Origin of the sequence: Aminobacterium sp. UBA4987, assembly GCF_002396985.1 — a bacterium.
GTDB lineage: Bacteria > Synergistota > Synergistia > Synergistales > Aminobacteriaceae > Aminobacterium > Aminobacterium colombiense.
The window spans coordinates 459,290-480,633 of the sequence record NZ_DGZF01000009.1; the positions used below are offsets into that span (position 1 = coordinate 459,290).

General features: G+C 46.3%; 35 protein-coding genes and 1 tRNA gene. 25 read left to right on the forward strand and 11 right to left on the reverse strand.

Features of this window, described 5'->3' with window-relative positions:
• Window positions 1-12: 12 nt before the first annotated feature.
• Window positions 13-1,302 carry a nickel-dependent lactate racemase gene (larA, locus tag B2U56_RS06395; RefSeq protein WP_286952839.1) on the forward strand — a complete coding sequence of 430 codons (1,290 nt, stop codon included), beginning with the start codon at window positions 13-15 and terminating at the stop codon, window positions 1,300-1,302.
• A 23-nt stretch (window positions 1,303-1,325) separates the two neighbouring features.
• Here larA and B2U56_RS06400 read toward each other — a convergent pair whose 3' ends face one another.
• Entirely contained in the window at window positions 1,326-2,579 is a 1,254-nt protein-coding gene (locus B2U56_RS06400; RefSeq protein ID WP_013048608.1) for an arginine deiminase family protein, read from the reverse strand.
• A 171-nt stretch (window positions 2,580-2,750) separates the two neighbouring features.
• On the opposite strand from B2U56_RS06400, the gene B2U56_RS06405 reads away from it, so the two are divergent.
• From B2U56_RS06405 to B2U56_RS06420, 4 genes are all read left to right on the forward strand, one after another.
• Entirely contained in the window at window positions 2,751-3,209 is a 459-nt protein-coding gene (locus B2U56_RS06405; RefSeq protein ID WP_013048607.1) for a universal stress protein, read from the forward strand.
• Entirely contained in the window at window positions 3,206-3,562 is a 357-nt protein-coding gene (locus tag B2U56_RS06410) for a cupin domain-containing protein (protein WP_013048606.1), read from the forward strand. Before B2U56_RS06405 ends, B2U56_RS06410 begins: the two co-directional genes overlap by 4 nt.
• Window positions 3,563-3,676: 114 nt before the next feature.
• A tRNA-Ser gene (locus B2U56_RS06415) sits at window positions 3,677-3,764 on the forward strand.
• 172 nt (window positions 3,765-3,936) lie between these two features.
• On the forward strand, window positions 3,937-5,091 hold the full coding sequence (locus B2U56_RS06420; RefSeq protein WP_286952840.1) for a tyrosine-type recombinase/integrase: 1,155 nt from the start codon (window positions 3,937-3,939) through the stop codon (window positions 5,089-5,091).
• Between the two features lie 48 nt (window positions 5,092-5,139).
• Here the strand turns inward: B2U56_RS06420 and B2U56_RS06425 are convergent, their stop codons facing one another.
• Complete coding sequence (locus B2U56_RS06425) at window positions 5,140-5,559, reverse strand: TIR domain-containing protein (protein ID WP_286952841.1); 420 nt, start codon at window positions 5,557-5,559, stop codon at window positions 5,140-5,142.
• Between the two features lie 46 nt (window positions 5,560-5,605).
• Here B2U56_RS06425 and B2U56_RS06430 point away from each other — a divergent pair, with 46 nt between their 5' ends.
• A complete protein-coding gene (locus tag B2U56_RS06430; protein ID WP_286952842.1) occupies window positions 5,606-5,818 on the forward strand; it encodes a hypothetical protein in 213 nt (70 codons plus the stop codon).
• On the opposite strand, the gene B2U56_RS06435 is transcribed toward B2U56_RS06430, so the two are convergent.
• The 9 genes from B2U56_RS06435 to B2U56_RS06470 all read right to left on the reverse strand — a co-directional run bounded on the left by B2U56_RS06435 (window position 5,805) and on the right by B2U56_RS06470 (window position 10,011).
• On the reverse strand, window positions 5,805-6,266 hold the full coding sequence (locus B2U56_RS06435) for a DUF4231 domain-containing protein (protein WP_286952843.1): 462 nt from the start codon (window positions 6,264-6,266) through the stop codon (window positions 5,805-5,807). The two genes, B2U56_RS06430 and B2U56_RS06435, sit on opposite strands and share 14 nt — an antisense overlap.
• Window positions 6,266-6,598, reverse strand: a complete 333-nt coding sequence (locus tag B2U56_RS09810; protein WP_414631799.1) for a DUF6804 family protein — start codon at window positions 6,596-6,598, stop codon at window positions 6,266-6,268. The genes B2U56_RS06435 and B2U56_RS09810 overlap by 1 nt, the downstream gene beginning before the upstream one ends.
• Window positions 6,565-6,771 carry a hypothetical protein gene (locus B2U56_RS06440; RefSeq protein WP_286952844.1) on the reverse strand — a complete coding sequence of 69 codons (207 nt, stop codon included), beginning with the start codon at window positions 6,769-6,771 and terminating at the stop codon, window positions 6,565-6,567. The genes B2U56_RS09810 and B2U56_RS06440 overlap by 34 nt, the downstream gene beginning before the upstream one ends.
• A gap of 2 nt (window positions 6,772-6,773) precedes the next feature.
• Entirely contained in the window at window positions 6,774-7,142 is a 369-nt protein-coding gene (locus B2U56_RS06445; RefSeq protein WP_286952845.1) for a hypothetical protein, read from the reverse strand.
• Window positions 7,143-7,162: 20 nt separating this feature from the next.
• Complete coding sequence (locus tag B2U56_RS06450; RefSeq protein WP_286952846.1) at window positions 7,163-7,543, reverse strand: hypothetical protein; 381 nt, start codon at window positions 7,541-7,543, stop codon at window positions 7,163-7,165.
• Entirely contained in the window at window positions 7,544-7,969 is a 426-nt protein-coding gene (locus B2U56_RS06455; protein ID WP_286952847.1) for a hypothetical protein, read from the reverse strand. It abuts the gene before it with no gap.
• A gap of 9 nt (window positions 7,970-7,978) precedes the next feature.
• Window positions 7,979-8,488, reverse strand: a complete 510-nt coding sequence (locus B2U56_RS06460) for a hypothetical protein (protein ID WP_286952848.1) — start codon at window positions 8,486-8,488, stop codon at window positions 7,979-7,981.
• Window positions 8,489-8,574: 86 nt separating this feature from the next.
• Window positions 8,575-9,213 (reverse strand): hypothetical protein, encoded by a 639-nt coding sequence (locus B2U56_RS06465; RefSeq protein ID WP_286952849.1) that lies wholly within the window; start codon window positions 9,211-9,213, stop codon window positions 8,575-8,577.
• A gap of 81 nt (window positions 9,214-9,294) precedes the next feature.
• The gene (locus B2U56_RS06470) at window positions 9,295-10,011 is read right to left on the reverse strand and encodes a helix-turn-helix domain-containing protein (protein WP_286952850.1); all 717 of its coding nucleotides are present in this window, start codon (window positions 10,009-10,011) and stop codon (window positions 9,295-9,297) included.
• 146 nt (window positions 10,012-10,157) lie between these two features.
• Here B2U56_RS06470 and B2U56_RS06475 point away from each other — a divergent pair, with 146 nt between their 5' ends.
• The 19 genes from B2U56_RS06475 (at window position 10,158) to B2U56_RS06565 (ending at window position 21,327) form a co-directional block, all read left to right on the forward strand.
• Window positions 10,158-10,406, forward strand: coding sequence for a helix-turn-helix domain-containing protein (locus B2U56_RS06475; RefSeq protein WP_286952851.1), 249 nt, complete (start codon window positions 10,158-10,160; stop codon window positions 10,404-10,406).
• A 200-nt stretch (window positions 10,407-10,606) separates the two neighbouring features.
• Window positions 10,607-10,822 carry a helix-turn-helix transcriptional regulator gene (locus B2U56_RS06480; RefSeq protein WP_286952853.1) on the forward strand — a complete coding sequence of 72 codons (216 nt, stop codon included), beginning with the start codon at window positions 10,607-10,609 and terminating at the stop codon, window positions 10,820-10,822.
• Window positions 10,823-10,904: 82 nt separating this feature from the next.
• Complete coding sequence (locus B2U56_RS06485; RefSeq protein WP_286952855.1) at window positions 10,905-11,033, forward strand: hypothetical protein; 129 nt, start codon at window positions 10,905-10,907, stop codon at window positions 11,031-11,033.
• 64 nt (window positions 11,034-11,097) lie between these two features.
• Entirely contained in the window at window positions 11,098-11,472 is a 375-nt protein-coding gene (locus B2U56_RS06490) for a hypothetical protein (RefSeq protein ID WP_286952857.1), read from the forward strand.
• Complete coding sequence (locus tag B2U56_RS06495) at window positions 11,465-12,436, forward strand: YqaJ viral recombinase family protein (protein WP_286953113.1); 972 nt, start codon at window positions 11,465-11,467, stop codon at window positions 12,434-12,436. The genes B2U56_RS06490 and B2U56_RS06495 overlap by 8 nt, the downstream gene beginning before the upstream one ends.
• A complete protein-coding gene (locus B2U56_RS06500; protein ID WP_286952859.1) occupies window positions 12,429-13,166 on the forward strand; it encodes a recombinase RecT in 738 nt (245 codons plus the stop codon). Before B2U56_RS06495 ends, B2U56_RS06500 begins: the two co-directional genes overlap by 8 nt.
• The gene (locus B2U56_RS06505) at window positions 13,163-13,318 is read left to right on the forward strand and encodes a hypothetical protein (RefSeq protein WP_286952860.1); all 156 of its coding nucleotides are present in this window, start codon (window positions 13,163-13,165) and stop codon (window positions 13,316-13,318) included. Before B2U56_RS06500 ends, B2U56_RS06505 begins: the two co-directional genes overlap by 4 nt.
• Before the next feature lie 52 nt (window positions 13,319-13,370).
• Window positions 13,371-14,156 (forward strand): hypothetical protein, encoded by a 786-nt coding sequence (locus B2U56_RS06510; RefSeq protein ID WP_286952861.1) that lies wholly within the window; start codon window positions 13,371-13,373, stop codon window positions 14,154-14,156.
• Entirely contained in the window at window positions 14,146-14,631 is a 486-nt protein-coding gene (locus B2U56_RS06515) for a DNA methyltransferase (RefSeq protein ID WP_286952863.1), read from the forward strand. The genes B2U56_RS06510 and B2U56_RS06515 overlap by 11 nt, the downstream gene beginning before the upstream one ends.
• Window positions 14,632-14,643: 12 nt before the next feature.
• Entirely contained in the window at window positions 14,644-15,084 is a 441-nt protein-coding gene (locus B2U56_RS06520) for a RusA family crossover junction endodeoxyribonuclease (RefSeq protein ID WP_286952865.1), read from the forward strand.
• A 20-nt stretch (window positions 15,085-15,104) separates the two neighbouring features.
• Window positions 15,105-15,344: a hypothetical protein gene (locus tag B2U56_RS06525; protein ID WP_286952866.1), complete on the forward strand. Its 240-nt coding sequence runs from the start codon at window positions 15,105-15,107 to the stop codon at window positions 15,342-15,344.
• On the forward strand, window positions 15,337-15,522 hold the full coding sequence (locus B2U56_RS06530; RefSeq protein ID WP_286952867.1) for a helix-turn-helix domain-containing protein: 186 nt from the start codon (window positions 15,337-15,339) through the stop codon (window positions 15,520-15,522). Before B2U56_RS06525 ends, B2U56_RS06530 begins: the two co-directional genes overlap by 8 nt.
• A gap of 9 nt (window positions 15,523-15,531) precedes the next feature.
• Window positions 15,532-15,975, forward strand: a complete 444-nt coding sequence (locus tag B2U56_RS06535) for a hypothetical protein (protein WP_286952868.1) — start codon at window positions 15,532-15,534, stop codon at window positions 15,973-15,975.
• A gap of 133 nt (window positions 15,976-16,108) precedes the next feature.
• Window positions 16,109-16,870 (forward strand): terminase small subunit, encoded by a 762-nt coding sequence (locus B2U56_RS06540; RefSeq protein ID WP_286952869.1) that lies wholly within the window; start codon window positions 16,109-16,111, stop codon window positions 16,868-16,870.
• Window positions 16,851-18,227 carry a hypothetical protein gene (locus tag B2U56_RS06545; RefSeq protein WP_286952870.1) on the forward strand — a complete coding sequence of 459 codons (1,377 nt, stop codon included), beginning with the start codon at window positions 16,851-16,853 and terminating at the stop codon, window positions 18,225-18,227. The genes B2U56_RS06540 and B2U56_RS06545 overlap by 20 nt, the downstream gene beginning before the upstream one ends.
• 23 nt (window positions 18,228-18,250) lie before the next feature.
• Complete coding sequence (locus B2U56_RS06550; protein ID WP_286952871.1) at window positions 18,251-18,589, forward strand: hypothetical protein; 339 nt, start codon at window positions 18,251-18,253, stop codon at window positions 18,587-18,589.
• Window positions 18,590-18,628: 39 nt separating this feature from the next.
• Complete coding sequence (locus B2U56_RS06555; protein WP_286952872.1) at window positions 18,629-20,305, forward strand: portal protein; 1,677 nt, start codon at window positions 18,629-18,631, stop codon at window positions 20,303-20,305.
• Between the two features lies 1 nt (window position 20,306).
• Window positions 20,307-20,657 carry a hypothetical protein gene (locus B2U56_RS06560; RefSeq protein WP_286952873.1) on the forward strand — a complete coding sequence of 117 codons (351 nt, stop codon included), beginning with the start codon at window positions 20,307-20,309 and terminating at the stop codon, window positions 20,655-20,657.
• Entirely contained in the window at window positions 20,650-21,327 is a 678-nt protein-coding gene (locus tag B2U56_RS06565; RefSeq protein ID WP_286952875.1) for a hypothetical protein, read from the forward strand. The genes B2U56_RS06560 and B2U56_RS06565 overlap by 8 nt, the downstream gene beginning before the upstream one ends.
• Window positions 21,328-21,344: the final 17 nt, after the last annotated feature.

Consider the following 21,344-nt stretch of genomic DNA (forward strand, 5'->3'; position numbering starts at 1 on the left):
GGAGGAGTATTGATGTATTCGAGCACCATAAAATATGGAAAAGGAGATGTGGCTTTTTCGATTCCCCGGAAGAAACTTCTCGGTGTTATCGATAGCGAACCCCTTGAATCTATCGGTACTGAAGAAGAAGTGACACGCCACGCTCTTGAGAATCCTATAGGTTCACCCAGATTGGGTGAGCTCGTAAAACCGGGAGAAACAGTTTGTATTGTAGTATCTGATGTAACCAGGGCCTGGCAGAGGATGTGGGTATATTTACCATTTATAGTAGAAGAACTTAATAGGGCAGGAGTGCGGGACGAAGATATACTTTTTCTCAGCTCTACGGGAACCCACAGAGAGCAGACGGCAGAGGAACATGCCTTGTTGCTGGGGCCGGAATTATCGAAAAGATTTTCTGTAACCGACCACCGTTGTCTGGCTCATGAAGACATGGTTCATGTTGGGACAACATCCTATGGGACAGCCGTACATTTGAACAAAAAGGCCCTGGAGTGCGACCATATTGTTGTGACTGGCGCCATAGTCTACCATTTTATGGCTGGGTGGGGCGGAGGCCGCAAAGGTATTCTCCCTGGCATTTCTTCCTACGAGACCATAATGGCTAATCACGCTCTGGCGCTTGACCCAGTTCCTGGAAATGGCCGGAATATGAACAGCAGATCGGGGAATTTTGAGAACAACCTTATGCACCTGGATATGATGGAAGCTACAGCTATGGTGCACCCGACCTTTATGCTCAACGCTATCCCTGGAAACGATGGCAAAATAGCCTTCGCTGTAGCGGGAGACTGGCAAGAAGCATTTTACGAAGGGGCCAGGATAGTTGATAAAAAAGATGGAGTTACTATCCCAGAGTTGGCTGACCTTGTTGTTGCAACGGCTGGGGGCTACCCTAAAGATATTAACTTTTATCAAACATCAAAAACCATCTTTAACGCTATGGAAGCGGCTCCCCATGGCGGATCCATGATAGTGTTGAGCGCGTGCAATGAAGGCTACGGCAATGATGAAGTTCAGTTCATGCTTCAAGAATTTCCTAACACAGTGGAACGGGAAAAGGAAGTCCGCCGTGAATTTACCATTGCAAAATATGTAGGCTATACAATCGGATATGTGGCTGAAAACTGGGATTTCTATATGGTGACTGAAATGCCTCCTTCTGAATTTGAGGGAACGGGCATTACCGTTGTAAAGACTCTTGATGAAGCCCTCGATATGGTCTACCAAAAACGGGGAACCAATCTGAAAACATGGCTCATGCCCCATGGTGCCAACACTTTGCCTAAACTGAAAAAATAAAAAATAGGAGGGCGCAAGCCCTCCTAAATATCGTCTCTCCAGAGAGGCATGGTGGAGCAGCGGGGGCCCCCTCCCCCTTTGACCAGCTCGTCAGCTTCCACGGCTACTACATCTATTCCGCCTTTTTCAAGGGCCTTCATAGTCGCTACATTTCGATCCCATATACAGACTTTACCCGGCTCAAGGTTGAAAGTGTTTCCTCCAGAGCCAGCTCTCTGTTCTGAAAAGGCAACGGCTTCGCTTTCATCCCCTCCCACCTTGATAATACGTATACTATCAAGTTTCAACACTTTTTTAATAGCGCCGAAAAGAGAGCTTTCCCGTTTGACATGAAGCCTCCCCCCCTTGCCGCGGGTAATATGAAGCACAGTGATCTTCTTTTCTATATAAGGAAAGAAAAGAAAGGCATCATAATCAATCATATTGAGGAACATGTCAACATGCACAGTCAACCCTATGGAATCTGTAGAGCTCAGTCTCGGATTTTCGAACATCAGTGCCAGCACATCCGTGATCGCTCCATCTTCCATTGTCCTTTGTGCGATCTTTTCAATAGAAGCGGGGTGGGTTCGTTCATTAATGCCAATAATAAATACGTTGGGGCTATAACAATGGACGTTTCCTCCCTCTACAGGGGTAGCATCATCAGGATCTTCTCCATACCAGGTTTTAAATTCCAAATTTCGAAATTCAGGATGATGTTTAAAAATAGCTCGAATACAATAGGGCTCTTTAATTCGATCCCGATTAAACATATTGCCGTAAACAATGCCGTTTCCCAGCACAGCGGCGGGATCTCTTGAATAGAGTACATTAGACATGGGAAAGAGGCACCACTCATTTTTCTTATCCACCAGGTCTACAAGGGAAACCTCTCCGGCTGCTTTATTAAGCTCATCTTTTGTTATACCAAATAACAACTGGTCTACAAGTTTAGGAGCAGAGAGACCTAAAAGATACTCTTGCAATACGTCCATAGTCTGCCTTGTAATAAAGGATTCTTCAGTTTGAACCAGTTGAGAGATAAGCTCCTTTTTTACTTTCGAAACAGAAAGGATCTTTCGCAAAAGATCTTCCATTAGAAAAACTCTGGCTCCAAATTTTTCTACTGTGGCAACCCATTTCTTATGCTCGTCTTCCGCTTTATGGGGGCTTGGAACGGCGTCCCATGCGAGAGCACCGATATTAAGGGGAGTGCATCGTTCGATGCCTTTCCCAGGAGGTTGCATAATGACGGCACGAAGCTTCCCAATCTCTGAGTTAACCTGTATTTTCATTCCCGTTACCTCCGCCTGTTTCCTCTTCAATTCTAATTTGTTGACCATGAGAAAGACTATCACTCTTTGTTCTGTTCGGCAACGAAATAATGAAAATATTTCTTAGCATACATCATTGCAAAATTCTCTATATTTAGTTTATAATACTTCTAACCGAAAGGAGGGATGAATATGAAAAAAGCTTTGGTAGCTATCGACCAGAGTCAAAACAGTCAGTCACTTATTAGTTACGCCTTTCGTTTTGCTGAGAAAAATAGTATTGAGCGCTTGGATTTTATTCATGTCGTAACTCGTATTGATCTGACCATACCAGGCTATGTAGACTATCCTCCTCACTATAATGAAGATTCTATCCGCCAGTCGTTCCTCAACATGATTGAAAAGGGCATGAGGGAGTCAGGGGCTTCTGCCACACCCTTTGAGTTTGTGCTGGCCACTGGAACACCATACGAAGAGATTTTGAGGATGGCAGAAAAAAATAAATATGAACTAATACTCATCGGCCATCGGGGACTGAGCAATCTTGAACGCTTCTTCATTGGAAGTGTAGCGGCTAAGGTTGTGCGTCATGCTCCGTGTAATATTCTTGTCCACCTTCCGAAGGAAACAGAGGAACCGGCGAAAACATGATAATACGATCGAGTCAAATAGAAGAACTTGAGAGCCATCCTCTTTTTGGCGTTTTAGATGGGGTAGGAAGCCGCACCATTTCCCCTGACGAATTTTATGAAGAAAGTAATTTTCATGAAATAAGCTGGGTGGAAATGGAGCCTCGTGCTCTGATTCCAGAGCACGAGCATGAAGGGTGTGAAGAAATTAAGATTATCATATATGGCATTGGTATGTACACTGAAGGTAAGCAGAAAGAACGGGTGGGTGCCGGAGATGTGATTCTGACAGAGAAGGGATTAAGGCATTCATTGGAAAATATTGGCAGTTACCCGTTAGTATATATTGCTATTTCTTCAAAGTGTAATGGATAAACACCCCCTCCATTCAACGTGGGCAGACGGTGGCAGGGCCGATCTGCCCATTTTTTTTACAAGGGGGTAGCAAAATTTTGAAGAAATTGTTATAATACCCAGCGTTGCCGATAGGGAGAAGTGGCCGAGTGGTCGAAGGCGGGCGCTTGGAGAGCGTCTGAACCGCGAGGTTCCGTGAGTTCGAATCTCACCTTCTCCGCCATTTGATAATTTAACCAAGTATAAGGAAGTCTAAAAACCCGCTCACGAAGCGGGTTTTTCCTATTTTGACAGTCTATCCCAGACCATCTACAATTAAGGCAAGCTAAGGCGCAACCGGACACACAGCCGGACACAGCCAAAAATCTGACCGGACACACAAGGGAGAGACTGGAATGCTGACCGACACCGGAATTAAGAAAGCTAAGCCAAAAGATAAAAGATACATGCTCACAGATGGGGAAGGCCTTTATTTGGAGATCATGCCATCCGGGAAAAAATATTGGCGGCTGCGATACTGGATCGATAAAAAAGAATATAAAAAATCCCTCGGGCCGTACCCTACGGTGAGCCTCAAAGAGGCGAGAGAGGCAAGAGACGAAGCAAAAAGATCTATCTACCTCACAGGGCAACCCCTCACAAGACAAGAAGATACTGCTATTACTTTCAAAAAAGTGGCTCTTGAATGGTACGAGAGGCGAATAGTTGCTATACGAAGTCCACGCCACGCCGAAACCGTTGACGCTCGGTTAAAACGATATCTCTTCCCTGTCTTTGGCGACCAGCCAATAGATCAGATATCATCAGCCGATATCCTAGAAGCCCTGCAACATATAGAAGCAAAAGGCAAGATAGAAACAGCTCACAGGGTGCGTGGAATATGTGGGCAGGTCTTTCGCTATGGAGTGGCCACTGGACAGTGCAAGAACGACCCTACAGGGGCACTCAGAGGGGCATTGACCCCAAGAGTAGGGAAACACCACGCAGCACTAACCAACAGAAATGATATCGCCGGGCTTATGCGGTCCATCAGTGGTATGAATACATTGCTTGTAAAATACGCCCTGCTCTTCCTGGCGTACACGTTTGTTCGACCTGGAGAACTGCGGAAGGCTGAATGGGTGGAAATTGACCTTTCTTCGAGGCAATGGGAAATCCCCGCCGCAAAGATGAAAATGCGACGGCCTCATATTGTGCCGCTTTCTTCTCAGGCTATTGAGGTGTTGAAAAAAGTTAAAACCATATCGTGGAACAGCAAATATATCTTTCCTTCCGTGAGGAGAGATACTGACCCAATGAGCGAGAATACCCTTCTTGCGGCAATTCGTCGATTAGGATATACGAAAGACGAGATGACACCGCATGGCTTTCGGTCTATGGCATCAACAACCCTTAACGGAAATGGCTGGCCCTCGGATGTTATAGAACGGCAACTGGCTCACGCTGAGGAAAACGAAATTAGGGCAGCGTACAATCACGCTGAGTATCTACCAGAGCGAAAAAAAATGATGCAGTGGTGGGGGAGCTGGCTGGAGGAAGTAGGAAAATAAAAACGAGCCTCTTATTTCGTCCTAAGGCGGTCACGAGGCCCATAAATATTAAGCGAGCTCTCTTATTGCATTGACAATAGAACTTGTATCCCAATTAACGACTTTGTTTGCATAAAATTCCACATCTTTAGGAACACATTTATGTCCCCAAGGTTTAACGCAAAGGATAGGTCTTCTCATAGTTGCCGCTGTGTCTATCTCATAGTGTATCCATTTGCTATAGTCGACCCACATCCCTGCAATGACAATAACCACATGTGCATGCGTTATCTTCTCTTTGATACGTCTGGCGAGCTCATATTCTGAAATATTACAGTTAGGCGGGGCAAGAGGTTTGTCTCTAGGGGCAGAATAATTTAGCATCTTAAAATAACGGGCCTCTTTTAAAAGAGAAACTAGCCTATCGTAATGCTGGTCATAATCCCAAGCATGACTAATAAAAATATTGTATTGACGTAATGTTGGCATACTTCTAGCTCCTTTCAATATATAATTAAATTATGGAGGTGAAAACATGTCTCAAAAAGAACGATGGTTTGAAAAGCTTCCTGTGCGAATTAAGGCGTACCAAACAGATAAAGAAATGATTATCCAAACTTTGGAAGGGCCGCTTCATGCTTCAGTAGGGGATTGGATTATTACAGGCTTGCGTGGCGAACAGTATCCATGCAAACCCGACATATTTGAAAGATCATACAGAGAGGTTAGTGCCCCTAGTGAGACTTAGTTTTCTTTTCTCCAGTACACAACATTCCCCAGTTCAAATTTTCATGAGAGATGATCCCTTCTGTTCGGTCAACTAAAAGCGAGAAGGGGTCATCTTCGTTTTTATACGGTCCCGTTTTTGTGTTATAGAAATGCCATTCATGTTTAAGGGTTTCGCTAGTGGCACGATATTCTATCCAATTTTCATGGAAGTTATGTAATCCATGAAGGCCACCTATAACAACGAGAGATGCGCCTAATAAAGCTATAATGCCACGAAGCCAAATAGGGCCATCGAGAAAACCAACACAAACAGGAATAGCTGCGGCCATTGCAAGTTCGAGCCGTTTCAGTCGTTCATACCATTTTTTATTCCAGCTACTTTTTTGACTATACCATTCTATCTGGTTTTCAAGGCGCAGCTTGACGTATTCCTCAGGCGTAATCTTGGTTGCCTCCTTGTGAATCATTATGGTTTACGAAAAATCAAAAATACAAACATAACGCCAACCGCTATGTCTATAGGAAGCCATGCGCTACGGGAAAGATAAATAGGAGCGATAGGGTTAAACAGAATAGCGACGCATCCGAAAAGGGCCACTATAAATATACTGTTGTTCTTAAGGCTGCCCCAGGCGACTATTCCGGACGAGACGCAAACAACCCAGCGTAAAATTTGGAAGTAGGCGTATGGCCAACCGTTTATAAGGGAGCCGAAGAGAAGTAGGGCGGGGATGAGTGGGAGGAAGCGTTTGGGGTTTTCCATTTTTATCCCTCTGTTCTTATGACTTCGTCGAGCCATTCGTTATTTTCTTTGATATCTTCGTCTGAAAAAAAATCATCCTCATACAGGCTATCTAGCGTGGCTAAAAAAATCTTTTTGATATCGTGTCCTTTACCGCTAAGAACACCACGATATATGTGGCACGAGCCAGAGGAAATCATATCTCCAGCTACATGATAAACTCCAACCATGGCTAGCCGTCTTGGGCTCCCCCTTGTGGCTCTCCTTGGCGGATCTCCTTTAGTATTTTCTCAATTTCTTTTCCCGTCTTTTCCATATATTTTAGGCTTGTAGCGTCTTGGATTTCTACCCAACATGCCCCCTTGGCGACACCTGTCAAACTAGAACTCGATTCGCTATCGTATGGAAGAAGGACGCGTGTTGTCCCTGTCTTTGTATCGATTTGATATGTCATGCCGTTTCCCGCTGTGGCTATTTGATATCGCCCGATCTCTGGGTCTTCTTTGATAAAGAAATTATAAGCGATTCCGGCGACTAAAAAAACGAACACAACCCGGAAGCACCAAGCGAAAGCATATCTCCAGTTTACAGAATTGTCCATCGTTAACCTCCATGAGTATTTTATTTTGTCGAAAAAGTGGCAAGAACTCCGGCAAAACCAAAACTCCCTGTCCCTTCCGTCGTCTCTATTAAGAGGTTCCATGCAAAGGAGGTTTTTTGAGGGAGGTCGGTAAGTGTATATGTTTTTTTCTTCCCGTCATCCCCGTCGAATGTGATTTTTTTGTTATACGTTGCGCCAGACCCATCTTGGATTCCTGTAACAACGAGCGTTATATTTTTAACTGTGTCGTGGGATAGTATTCTCCATTTTAAAGTGACAGTGTCGGAGTTAAAAACTCCCTCTTTGGGCGAATAATAGGTCAGCTTGGTTCCGCCCATGTCGGCGCTTGCCGTGCTAAAAAAAATGAGGATAAAAAGCAGCACGAGTAATATTTTTTTCATTTAAAACCTCCCGTGTAATGGTTGACAATGTATTGCAATCACCTTTCCCCTTATTTCAAAAAGGCCGCTATCGAAGTCGCTTTTTGTAATTTCCTTACTATTGCCATCGGAAGAAAAAATCTCGAAATTCCCTGTGAATTTTGTGAATACTACTATGAGGAGTTTTCCCCAAAAGAAAAATCCAAGTGACATAAGGGGCACTCCGATAAAATACCGGAAGCCTCTTTTGTAGAGAAGTTGCTCTTGGCGGATGTCTGTCAAAAGCGTAAAAGGCCAAATAAACCATATCAAGATGGCGATTGAATATCTTTTCTGTATGACGTACCCTTTTCTATGTAACGGGGGTGTTGAAAAGTCATATCCTGTAATTGATATACCTGTTACTACATAGGCTAATATGATACTGATAAGTGTTGCCTCTTCCATGTCGCCCTGTCACCTCCGAGCTAGCATTTGCCATTGTTTCTTACCTTCTTTAACGTGCGGTTTGCCAGGGAACTTCATATAAAAGTTATTCTTAAATTGCTCTTTTTTAATAGATGAGAAGGTAATGTAAAAACCTAATATTGGCGGTAAAAAAGTTGCTATTTTAGGGACAAGATTAATTATCTGGAATGTAACGACGTTGAATACCTGCTTTTTTATCACAAAGGCAAAAGTAAGCCCTACAGTTACAGCACAAAGAACGGATAGTAAATAGAAAGTTACAAATCCCTTCAGGAAAGAAAAGAATCTTCCCTTTACTGTCATGTTATTTGAATAAATGGCATATCCAAGAGCTGGGAGAGAGAAAAATGTAAAACTTCTCATGGCGAAATGTTGGGAAGTTGATGCTTGTGGTTTTCCTAATAGAAACATAAAGATAACTACAAATAAAAGATCGGCTAATATAAATATGATCGTTTTTATTACGAAGGCTCCGACTTTTTTAGCCAGCTCCCTCATCTAAACACCTCCGTACTGATTCTATATTCCCCTCCTTGGGGTCCCTGTATACTTAAGGTCGTGACTTGAAAAGTCACACTGGGATATCACATATCCTTGAGGGCTTGTTCAACCATATCGGCCTTGTCCTTTTTTATTTCGTCCATCATGGTGCGCTGACATTTTTCATAGAGTTTCTTGTGGGTAAGAGAAGCAATCGCCATGTGTGTTCTCTCTCCTTCTTCTCGATAAAATTCGCGCACGACTGCTTCCGTTTGCTCTCCTTCCCATTTCCATTCATTTTGAACAGAGTTACAACAAAGTTTCGATGGATCTTGGTTTTGCCCCAAAACGACGGGCATATGTGGCTTGTATCCATAAAGTTTTTCAAAGACCTGAGCCATTAAGAATGCGTCTTCCCCGTTAAAAATAATCGTGACCGAATAAAAGAGGTCTCCATATCCACTATATTCGATTTTTGTACATTCAATAGGCCCGATGGAGAGCTTTTCGCCATCCATTACCCAATAAGAAGTCCAGCCTTCATAGGCTCTTTCGGCGCTACGGACGTAAATCATTGAGGGCGTCTCGCTGAGTTTTTGCCCCCATCTTATCCCTCGAAATCCTTCCGGCTCTTTAGGTAACGAAATTGTGCCTGCATTTTGAGACCAAGCCGCTGGAGTGAATCTCTGTGCTACGAACACTAGAAAAAACATGAGCCATAATAATTTTATGTTCCTTCTCATGGCTCTTTGTCCCCCCTTTGTTTTAGGACTGTGAGCGATTACTCATCTAAGAATCTTTTGTTTTTGGAGGGAAATATGTTTCTATATTCCCTTCCTTGGGGTCCCTGTATAAGCTGTAATTTTCCCAACTATGCGAAAGAGCCCCAAGTCTATTTCCTCTTTTGTAAAGAGCATAGGTTTGTATTGAGGAGCGGCAGATCGAATTTCAATGGAGCCGTCCTTTTTGTTGAAATAGATCCATTTGATAGCCCACTCGTTTTGAAGGCCAAAGCACACAAGAACCGTGTCCCCGTCATACACTTCTTCTGCGGGATTCACAACGACTGTGCTTCTGTCAGGGATTCCAGCGCCTTCCATACTATCTCCTTCAACCAAAACTGCAAACGGCTTTTTATCAGCATCTATAGAGATATTTCCTACGACATCAATGGGTAGAAGTATCGTTTTTTCAGCGCTTGCGTAAATCCCCGTCATGCCTCCATTCCCGGCTCCTGCGCATGCGATTGCTGTCGGATCTAGCACAGGGACTTCTATCCATTTGTCAAAGTATTGGGCTGATTCTTTTCGTACATTAGAGGTGATGTCAAGTGGGGTAGATCCATCTGTTTCCCCCATAAGGTAGGCGACAGTGGTGCCAAAAACTTGAGCCAACGTTTTCAAAACATTAGCGTCGGGAGTTCTAAGCCCTTTTTCCCAATTAATAATAGAGCTTCTTGAATATCCGGATTTCTCCGCAACTTCTTGCTGAGTCATCCCCTTTCGCTCTCTACATTCTTTGAGCTTTTCCTCAACAGACATCTCATCACCTCTATTTAATTGTCTACGAATGTGGTCATAAATCAAGAGTAAGAAAGTAATCTTTTCGTGTTGACATATGTAACATTTAGATATATAGTTCTTTTAAAGAGTACGATTGACTACATAGCAAGAGTGGGGGTGAAGTGGTGAGTATAGGGGAAAACATCCGTTCTATTCGCGTTTTAAGGGAATTAACTCAAGAAAAACTAGCAGAAATGGCAAAACTTTCAAGGAGCTCAATTGTAAACTTTGAAACGGGCAAAAGGGCTCCTCGAGTAGATGATCTTGAAAGCATTGCAAAAGCTTTAGGAGTAGAAGTTTCTATCTTTTTTCAAGAAAACCCTACTCAGCCCCGGCGAGAGGAGACTCAGGCCGGGGAAACGGAGACTATCTAGAAGAAGCCAGCAGGGTCGTAGAAATACTAGGAGAAGCCGCTAAAAGATACGACCCAGAGGGCGTGAAAGAAATCATGAGAGACATTGGTGACAACGGCAGGGCAGATGATCCAGATCTCAGGAATTTCTTTTCAGAGATTGCTAGAGCTGCAACAGAAGCACTGATGTAACAGCGAGGCGTAAAGAAAGGAGGCGACAACGTGGAAGGAGATGTAACTATGCCCGAGTTCGGATTCTTGCGGTTGCCAGATGTACTTAAAATCATTCCGGTCTCGTCAGCCACTTGGTACAACGGAATTAGAGAGGGTCGATTCCCGAAGGGCATACGGATCACAGGCAACACAGTAGGGTGGCGGGTGCAGGATATTAAGGCTCTCGTAAGAAAAATAGAAGAGGAGGCATCTGAAAATGCTTAAAAAGATAGGGCGATCGCTCGCGAGGTTGCTCGCGCAGAACGGGGCAGTCCGCGGGCCCTATTACGGGCGAGGCTTCTGGATGGTGAAAACGGAACTCAGATCTTATCGGGACAGCCTTTGCGGTGCCGACGAGCGAGCCAGGCTAGATCCACGGTACAGCCACGATGTGTCTGTAGGTGAGATGGAACGTCTCTCAGCGTTTATCGATTAGGCGATTAGGCATGTCCGATGTCAGAATTTGCTTTCTCTCGCATCAGAGAGCACTGCAGGAGACGATGGATGAGATCGAATATCAACAGGCAGTGGTTGCCAGGGCAGCACGGTTGCGACAAAAGTATGGCGACCCTAAAAGCAAAAGAAGGGTTAGTCACGAGATTGCAAGACTATCAACGCTTAAAGGCAAGCTTGAACAAATGACAAAGAATAAGCCTCTGTGCAGCGACACAGAGGCGGAAACAAAACATCCGAGAGTAAGTGCACATGGCACTTGCCTCATTATAACAGAAGGAGGCGCAAAAATGCTATATGGACAAGACTGGGAAGATTATTTAGGCGAAGACAGATACGACGGGCAAGCACATTGGGAGCAAAAACTCAATGATGCGGACCTTGCGTGCAAGAGGGAAAGGGAGCGTGAAGACGATGTGTAAAGCGCTGGTCAGCACGCTAGGTATGAGCCGTGAGGACTGGCTCAATGAGCGCAAGAAGGGACTTGGAGGAAGTGACTCTCCTGTAATTATCCTGGGCAACGACCATCCGTTTTCAACCCCGCTTGATCTCTGGCTGGAGAAGACGGGGCAGGGTGTTTATGTTGAGGAAACGCCTGACATGAAGAGAGGGAAGATGCTTGAAGGTTTGGTAGCTGATCTCTACAAGGCCGAGACCGGACGAAACGTCAGGAGAGTCAACAGCGTTTTGCAACATCCGGAAATCCCCTGCATGCTTGCCAATGTCGATAGGGAGATTGTTGGGACTGACAAAGGCCCGGGCATATTGGAAATCAAGTGCCCCAGGGCAAGGACCTTCAGCAAAATCATGAGGACGGGCCTCCCCGAATACTACTATATTCAGCTCCAGCACTATCTTGCAGTCAAAGGGTGGTCATGGGGTTCTTTGGCCGTATTCAGTGCTGACAACTGGCAAATGCGCTATTTCGACATTGAGCGAGATGAAGCGCTCATTGATGTCCTGGAAGCCACTCTCCCCAAATGGTGGAAGAAGCATGTTATTGATGGCGTGGCTCCAGAAGATGCGAGGCTGGATGTGGATCTTCCCGATGTGGGTGGCGAAGGCGTATATCAGTCAGAGACGCCCGAATGGTATTTCGCAGTCAGAGGATACCTTGAAGCCAAGGAGTTGGCAGATGAAGCCAATGAGATCATGGAGGCGAAGAGAAAGACTATTACTGATCTTATGACGCAATACGGCTCTAGCATTGTTGAGGGTTCAGGGGCCAGAGTTTACTGGAAAGAGCAGAAAGGACGTACTTCGTTCGACTGGAAGAAGTACCAGAAAGATCATCCAGAATTAGACCTATCATCGTATTTCAAGACCGGTCAGGTATCACGACCATTCAGATTTTATCAAATAAAAGGAGGGCTTTTGAGTGAGTAATGTTCAAATAGAGACCCAGGAGCAGATGGGCAAGTCTGATATTGCAACACAAGGGGCGGGGATGTTCGGAAGCCTGGCGGTCTATCAGGATTTTTGGAAGATTGCTAGCACATTAGCCAGAAGCGACATGATCCCCAGAGAGTATCAGAAGAAACCTGAGAACGTCATCATTGCCATTGAGATGTCTCAAAGGACAGGAGCCTCGGTATTCGCCATTATGCAAGGGATGGACGTTATCTATGGAAGGCCAAGCTGGAGGTCGCAGTTCATTATTTCTGCAATCAATACTTGCGGAAGGTTTTATCCTCTCGAATTCCAATTCTTTGGGACGGAGGGGGAAGACGACTGGGGATGTTATGCCTACACCAAGGACAAGAGGACGGGCAGAACGCTCAAGGGGCCGCGCGTAACTATCAAAATGGCAAAGGACGAAGGGTGGTACTCCAAAAAGGACAGACAGGGGCAAGAATGTTCCAAGTGGCAGACTATGCCTGAGCTCATGCTTCACTACAGAGCAGCAGCCTTTTTTGGGCGACTGTACGCGCCTGACGTTTTGAACGGCATGTACAGTTCGGATGAGGTACATGAAATCATTGACGTGGAGCCAGTTGCTGCTAAAGAAAATGTTGCCGACAAGACGGTAGAGGCAGTTAAAGAGCGCATTGAGTCAATGAGGGATAAACCGGGAAATGACGGATTGCTCTTTAAGGAAGAAGAGACCGAGGAATGAATCGGCATAGAAAATGGTTAAAAGATTTCCCGGAGATTGGACATTTTGTAATTGCTGAGATGAAGAAAAAAGAAAAGCTGACAGAAAGGATTGAGGAGGATGGAAACATCTCGATTGCCCTCCGTCTCGAATCTAACCAAATTGTCAACTAACAGCCTTGTAAGGGGCAGCGCAATGCTGCCCCTTCTTTCGGAAGGTGATTAGATGGCGCGTACACGAAACATAAAACCAGGTTTCTTTATGAACGATAAATTGGCAGGGCTCGATCCACTTTGTAGGCTCCTATTTATAGGGCTGTGGACAATCTCTGACAGAGAAGGGAAGCTAAAAGACAACCCTCGCCGTATTAAAGCGGAGATTCTCCCATATGATGATTGCGATGTTGATAAATTTCTAGACGACCTTCATAGAGCCCATTTTATTATCAGATACACTGCACTAGAGGACTCCGGTACAAGTACGGTTCAAGCACCAGAGGGGCACGAGAGTGCTTTCATATTAGTACGGAAGTTCTCGCGACATCAGAACCCTCACAAGAATGAGCCGCGGTCAATTATTCCCGACCCGCCAACTGATAGCAAGGCTTCTAGTGACCTCTCGTACAACTCCGGTACAAGTACGGTGCAAGCACCAGAGGGGCACTATTCTAATCGGGAAGATATAAAGGTTAAAGATATAAAGATTAAAGGTTTAAAGGTTACGAGAAACGAGGAGCCCAAAGCATTAATTAATATTACTGACCCGTTAAAGGAAGATTCTGGGAAAACCCTAAACAATGCCGTTCAGGGAATTTTATTGAGATGCAACCTCCTCAGCTCTGCAACTCTTAAGGAGTCCATGAAAATCTCTGGTATATGCGAAGACAATGACGTCATGGGGATCGTAACCATGGTTTCTGAAAAGTCAAAATCTAAGAACGACTTCATCGGAAAGATACGGGAGGTTTACGAAGAGCTAACGACAAAGGAGGTTTGTCCTAATGGGAAATAAATTACTCGCATGTCAAACGAATACTATCCTATGTGGAGATGCTCTTTCAATGCTTTCTACGTTTTCGGCAGAGAGCATTGATTGCTGTATTACGTCTCCTCCTTATTTTGGGATGCGAAATTATAATGTCGACGGACAGATCGGACTGGAGGGAACCCCAGAAAAATACATTTCCCGACTTGTGAACGTTTTCCAGGAAGTGTTTAGAGTCCTTAAAAAAACAGGCACTGTTTGGCTGAATTTGGCGGATAGCTATGGCAGTTATGGCGGAGATACCTATTCCAATTTTAATAAGCGGTGGAGTGATACGGGAGGGGAAGGTAGTAAACAAAATAATACACTTCATGGAGTGACTACGTTTAAAAAAAAGACAGGACTGCGTCCGAAAAATCTTTTAGGTATTCCGTGGCGTGACACGCTTGCTCTCGGCGGTAAAAGCAACGTGGTCAGTTTACCGTCTCTCAAGGCGGAGTAGGAGGTGGATTGAATGTCAATAATGAAGATACAGATTGTTATACCAGGTAAGCCTATAGCGAAAGCGAGACCAAGGTTCTTCCGTAAAGGGAATTTCGTAGGGGCTTATAAAACAAGCGAGCAAGAAACTGAAGAAGGACGATTCCTAATTATGGCCATGAAACAGCTGCGAGTATCCGGCGTTTCTCCTGTGGAGTCAGGGATACCACTGAGGTTATCATGCACATTTATTATGCCTATCCCAAAAAGCACGAGCAAAAAAAAGAGCAAACAAATGATCAATGGCGAAATAAAACACACGAAGAAACCGGATCTTGATAATTTAATCAAATTCACAAAAGACTGTTTAAATGAAGTGGCATGGCACGACGACTCACAGGTAGTCGAGTATGGCGTTATGAAAAAAATATACGGCTATGAGCCCATGACGCAGATTTTGATTGAGGTAGTTTAATTTTGACAGGAGGGATAGGAATGAGAAAAACAATATATTTCTGTAGAGAGTATCCAGAAGAAGGGTGTGAGAAGTGTGCTTCTATTGAGGAAGCGCGTGAAATATTTAATTGCGATTGCGATGGTACCCCCTCCGCCTATCGCAGACGTAGGATGGTGGAGTTGGGGTACGGGTATATTACCGATAGGCGGATGGTAAACAACTATACGCGAGCGATTGGCGAGGCATTTCGAGAAGCAAAGGAGGTGTCCAATGACTAAACTGCACATTATGCTTAAACAAATGGAATTTACAGAGCGTAGTTTCGCAAAAGAAATAGGGTGCAGCAGAGCTCTTGTAAATTTGTGGGCGCATGGCCAGAAGCCATCTAAAAGGCTATTGCCGAAGGTGTGCGATACACTGGGCATAGAGCCAGAATTCTTGTGGCCAGCAGAATAAGACAAGGCGGTGAAGCTTGAATTGGCCTTAGGTGACGGACTTTTCAGAGCGGTAGAGAGGGAATTTTACGCATACTCGTTCAATCTGCACCAGTTGATGAATCTCCAAGATCGCAAGAAATGCCTATCCGTCGTAGCGTCGAGCGCTCTGGGGGAACGAGTAGATACAGGGGGGGCCATCTACAGCCCAGTGGCGCTATGGTTCGAGCAGCAAGAATTTTTAGACGAAATGATAGGCCGGTATCGGCTGCGTGTAACACCTATACAGCATATGCTCACATATCTGACAGAGCAGATTCCTGAGCTCGTAACGCTTTTTAATTTGAGGTACAGACAGAAAAAACAATGGTGCGAGATCGAGGCCGAAATGGCGATATCTGGACGGAATTGTTACAGGATGAGAAAAAAGCTTGTTTGGTTGGGCGCCAAGTTCCTAGGCTTTTTAGAGGGGTGACAGACTTTTGGCAGTTTTTTGGCAGTTTCCTGGCAGCAAAAGTCTTATTTCCATGCTATGCTAAATATAATTAATTTTCAGCGGTTCCGAATTCCCGGGGCCGCTTTTTTGTTTATTAAGCGAGGTGAGGCCTGTGGCAACAAAAAAACAACAATGGACTGAACAGCAAAAAACAGAAGTCCTTGCCATGGCCGAAAAAGTAGGGGTGGCTGAAGCCGCTCGTCAAAAAGGCAAGAAGCGAATGGGAACAGCCGTTAAAGCTTCTAACCCTGTAAAAAAAAACAAGAGAGATCTAACCGCAAAGCAACGGGTATTCGTCTCCGAATACCTCATAGATCTCAATGCTACTCAGGCGGCTATAAGGGCTGGGTATTCAGAAAAAAATGCAGACAAGATAGGCTCGGAGTTGCTAGGGAAAACTAGAGTAAAGGAAGAAATCGAAGCCCGTCTTCAGGAGAGGGAGAAATCAAACAAGGTCACAGCAGAAAAAGTTATCGCTGAGCTTGCAAAGATAGCATTTGCCAATGGAGCTGACTATGCAAGGGTTGTTGAAAAGACTGGGATAAGGGCAATTCTCGACGAAAAAGGAGAAAAGATTGGGGAAGAGCCGTATACATACTCTACTGTGGAGATTGTACCGACTGGGGATCTTCCTGAAGAGAAGAAAGCTGCGATTGCTGGAATTAAAGAAACCCGGCACGGAATAGAAGTTGCATCTTGTGACAAGGTAAAAGCCCTAGAGCTACTAGGAAAATACTTGTCATTATTCACAGAGAAACGGGAGATCTCCGGTACCCTCACTTTTGGCCTCGCAGATCTCGTCCAGGAGGTGGAAAAAGATGTCAGATCCCCTGGACATGAGGACGATCAGGAGCGTGACGATCAGGAAAATTAAAGAGCACAGGGAGTCTCCGTCTCTCTTTGCAAAAGAAGCGCTAGATATGCGGCCCACTCCTCAACAAGAAGAGCTTTTTTCGGCTATTGCAAAGCCAGGTGCTCACGTGGCTGTTAGGAGCGGACACGGTACGGGGAAATCTACGGCCTTGGCAGTCCTTGCGCTGTGGTTCCTCTGCACTCATGATGATGCGAAAGCACCGTGCACAGCCCCAACCGGCCACCAGATGGACGATATCCTCTGGCCAGAGGTCATGAAGTGGCATTCGCAACTACATCCTTTCTATGCACAGAATATCAGAGTCACCTCCGAAAAAATTATCGTTTTGAATTCTCCGTCTTTCGCCGTGAAGCGTACTGGCCGGAAAGAGAACCCAGAGGCTCTACAGGGCTTTCACGCTACGAATCTTCTTTTTCTCATTGATGAAGCCTCAGGCATTCCGGAACAGATCTTCGAGGTTGCGGAAGGCGCTCTCTCAACGCCAGATGCCCGCGTTTTAATGACAGGGAACCCCACGCGTACCACAGGATATTTTCACAGAGCGTTCCACAGAGACCGCGACATGTGGGTCAGGCTCCATTTTTCATCAGAAGATTCACCACGGGTAGCGAAGAAGTATGTCACAGACATGGAGAAAAAATATGGCAGGGACTCGGACATCTTCAGGGTCAGGGTGTTGGGCGACTTCCCCTCAGCGTCTGTCGTACAACTCATACCTACAGATATTGTCGAGCAGGCATTAGGGAAACAGCTTACGGCAGATCAGTATCAGCATGCACCGAAAGTTCTTGGCGTAGACGTGGCCTGGTACGGCGACGATCGGAGCGCGATATTCCTGCGCCAAGGCCTTTGCTCGCAGCTTCTGGGTCAGTGGCGACATATGGATAATATGACGCTTGCGGGGGTTGTGGCGCGTCTCGAGGATGAGCACCAGACAGACGCTACTTTCATTGACGTCGGCTGGGGGACAGGCGTTATTGACAGACTCCGTCAGCTCGGAAGGTCTCCAATCCCCGTGAATTTTGGCTCACGTGCGAAGAACCCGGACCGGTACGTAAATTTGCGCGCGGAAATGTGGTGCGAGATAAAGGAATGGCTCGAAAGCGGGGGTATTTTACCCTCCGTGGAGGACCTAAGGGATGATTTGATTGCGCCGGAATACGGTTTTGCGTCGAACGGGAAAATTCAGCTCGAGAGCAAAGATGACATCAAAAAGCGAGGCCTTGCGTCACCCGACCTTGCCGACGCTTTAGCGCTCACCTTCGCAGCGCCAGTCATGCCGAAATCTCACAGGGCAGCCATGCAAAAAACAGAACCATATGACCCATTAAATCGCCATAGGCGCAAAAGACGATAGATATTTAGAGAGGGGGGCTTAATGTGTGCCTACCAGTAGTAGCTGCTCTTGCCGTCACAGCAGCGACAGTCTATTCCGTAAACAAGCAAAAAAAGGCGGCACGTGAGCAGGCAGCAGCCATGCAAAAAGCCAGTGCTCAACAAAACGCCGCAATAAATGCGCAAACAGAAGCGATAAAAGAGCAGGCTAAAATAAACGCGCCGACGCAGAAGGATCGTCAGGAAGAAGAGCTTGCAACTGGCATAGAAACCCGGGAAATAATGAGAAAACGCCTCGCCTCTTCTCGCGGGTTTGGCGCTACAAGGCTCGCAGGAGCTTACGCTGCGCCTAACGTTGGTAAGAAAAAATTACTGGGGCAGTAGCGATGTACAGCATTCCACAAGTGAAGGGGGTGTGGCAGCATGTCGAAAGATTATGGGCAGATACGCCGAGATTTAACGCTTAAATGGGCCGCCCTTAAGGAGGAGCGGTCATCGTGGATAAAAACATGGCGTGATATTTCGGATTATGTCGTGCCGCACCTAGGCAGATTCGGCTCTGTAACTGAAAACAAAGGTGACCGGAGTGATTCATACATCATTGACGACAGCGCCCGTATCGCCCATCGCACCTTTTGTTCCGGGATGCAGTCGGGCCTAACAAGTCCGGCCCGTCCATGGTTCAAGCTTATGCTGCCTGGTGACCCCGAAAAGAGTGATTATCCTGAATACCGCGCCTGGCTGGACAAATGCGTCTTGATCCTGCTTCGTATCTTCGCAAAGTCCAATGCGTACAGTTCTTTTCTTGATACGTATGCAGAGTGCGGCTCCTTTGGCGTCCATGCTTTCCTGTTAGAAAAAGATTTTCACACCGTCATCCGGTGCAGGCCGTTTACAGCAGGGGAATACGCGCTTGCAACAGATAACAATGGCAGAGTTGATACCTTGGCGCGGAACTTTGCGCCAAGCGCGCTTCAGATGGTCGCTGAATTTGGCATTGACAATGTCAGCAGCTCCGTAAGAGAGGCCTATACGCGTGGAGATGTGCGATCACGTTTTGAGGTCATCCACGTAATAACTCCTAATACGGGCAGGGATTTCGAAAAAATAGACAACAGAAATATGCCTTTTATGAGCGTGTACTTCGACCCATCGGACAAGAGCGGGAAGCTTCTCAGATTCAGTGGGTATCAACAATTCCCAGCAATCACACCGCGTTGGTCTACAGTCAGCGACGACGTGTACAGCAAAAGTGCGCCAGGTTGGTTTGCGCTCGGAAATACGAAGATGATTCAAGAGCTTCAAAGCGATTGCCTCGAGGCAATTCAGAAGGTCATTGACCCGGCGATTCAGGTCCCAGCGGAGCTCCAGCAGCTGGGGAGTGTAGCTACAGTTCCGGGCGGGATAAACTACGTCCCAAGCACCAGCAATGCAGGGATACGGCCCATTTACGACGTGACACCGGATATTGACGCGGTCGAACGGAAGATTCAGCGGGTATCAATCAATATCGAACGGGCATTTTTCTCGGACCTGTTCCTTATGCTAACGAGCCTCGACAGGCAAGGCATGACCGCCACAGAGGTGGCGGAGCGTCACGAAGAAAAACTTCTCATGCTAGGCCCGGTACTTGAGCAGCTTTACTCCGAAATGCTTGATCCTTTGATTGATCGGACATTCCAGATAGCGGCAGAGGCGGGGATCATCCCTCCAGCGCCGCTTGACCTTCAAGGAGAAGAGATCAGGCCTGAGTATGTTTCCACGCTCGCCCAGGCTCAGCGGATGGTAGGGACGGTGGCCATAGAGCAAACACTCGCCTTCGCCGGATCTCTTATAAGCGCATTTCCGGAAGTCAGGCACAAGGTCAATGCCATGGCCGCATTGCAGAAATACGGAGCGTACATTGGCGTTCCTTCTGACATTTTACGGCCGGACGAAGAGGCGTTTGCCCTGCTTCAAGCGGAAGCGGAGCAGATTCAGGCCCAGCAACAGGCCGAGCAGATGCAGGGGATGGTCCAGGGAGCGAAAACCCTGTCCGAGACGCCTGTGGGCAACAATTCAGCGCTTGATGCCGTTCTTGGCGGGTTAGGTGGTGCATAGCGTGGATAGACAGCGATCATTCTCGCAGGCTAAAAAAAACGTGGTAGGGAAAGATCAGGAAAGAATATTACGGAAACGTAAATTAGAAAAAGAAGATTTAGAAAAGATCCTCGGCACCGATGAGGGTCTTCGTTTTTTATGGAGGGTCCTCGAAATTTCGGGGATCTACCGCACGACATTTACGGGGAATAGCCATTCTTTCTTCAACGAGGGGCGACGATCGGTGGGGCTGGAGATCAAGGCAGACCTATTGGAGATTGACCCAGGCCACGAAGGTATTATGGCTCGCGAATACAGAAATTGGCTTTTGAAAAATGACTTAATCCTGAAGGGAGGAAAAGAGAATGACTGAACAGATAGCGCCCGAAAAGAATAACCCCGAAGTAGGGCAGATAGAAAAACCGACACCATCCGACAATACTCCAGAAGAACTTATCAGGACAGAGCAGTCGCAGGACGGCGCGAAGACTCCTGCAGATCTTCTGAACCCGAAGGAAGAAGCAGGTCCTGAGGATGGCGAGAAAGGGGAAAAGGAAGGCGAAGAAGCAGCGCCGGAGGAGTACAAAATCACATTGCCGGAGGGGATGCAGGTCGATCAGCCTCTTCTGGATCGCATTACCCCTATCGCTCAAAAACATGGTGTTGCCGCTGATGTGCTTCAGGAAATTGTGTCGGCCTACGCAGAACATGTCGAAGAAAACGGCAAGTCCTTCACAGAGCAGGCCATTGACGCAGCTAACAAGATTAACGACGAATGGGCCGCGGCAGCACGAAAAGACCCGGAGTACGGTGGGGACAAATTCACGGAATCCATAGGGGTTATCAACGCGGCGTTCAAGGCGTTTGACCCTGAGAACAAGCTTCGTTCTGAATTGTCTCAGGCTATGATGCTCAACAATCCGGAGATCTTGCGGCTCCTTTACAGGGTAGGCATGCGGATTTCGGAGGACCAAACGCCACGAGGCGGAAGCGGCGGGGCAGCGCAAAAGAGCGCTGCGGAAATCTTATACGGAAAGAAATAAAAACTTGATAGAAGGGG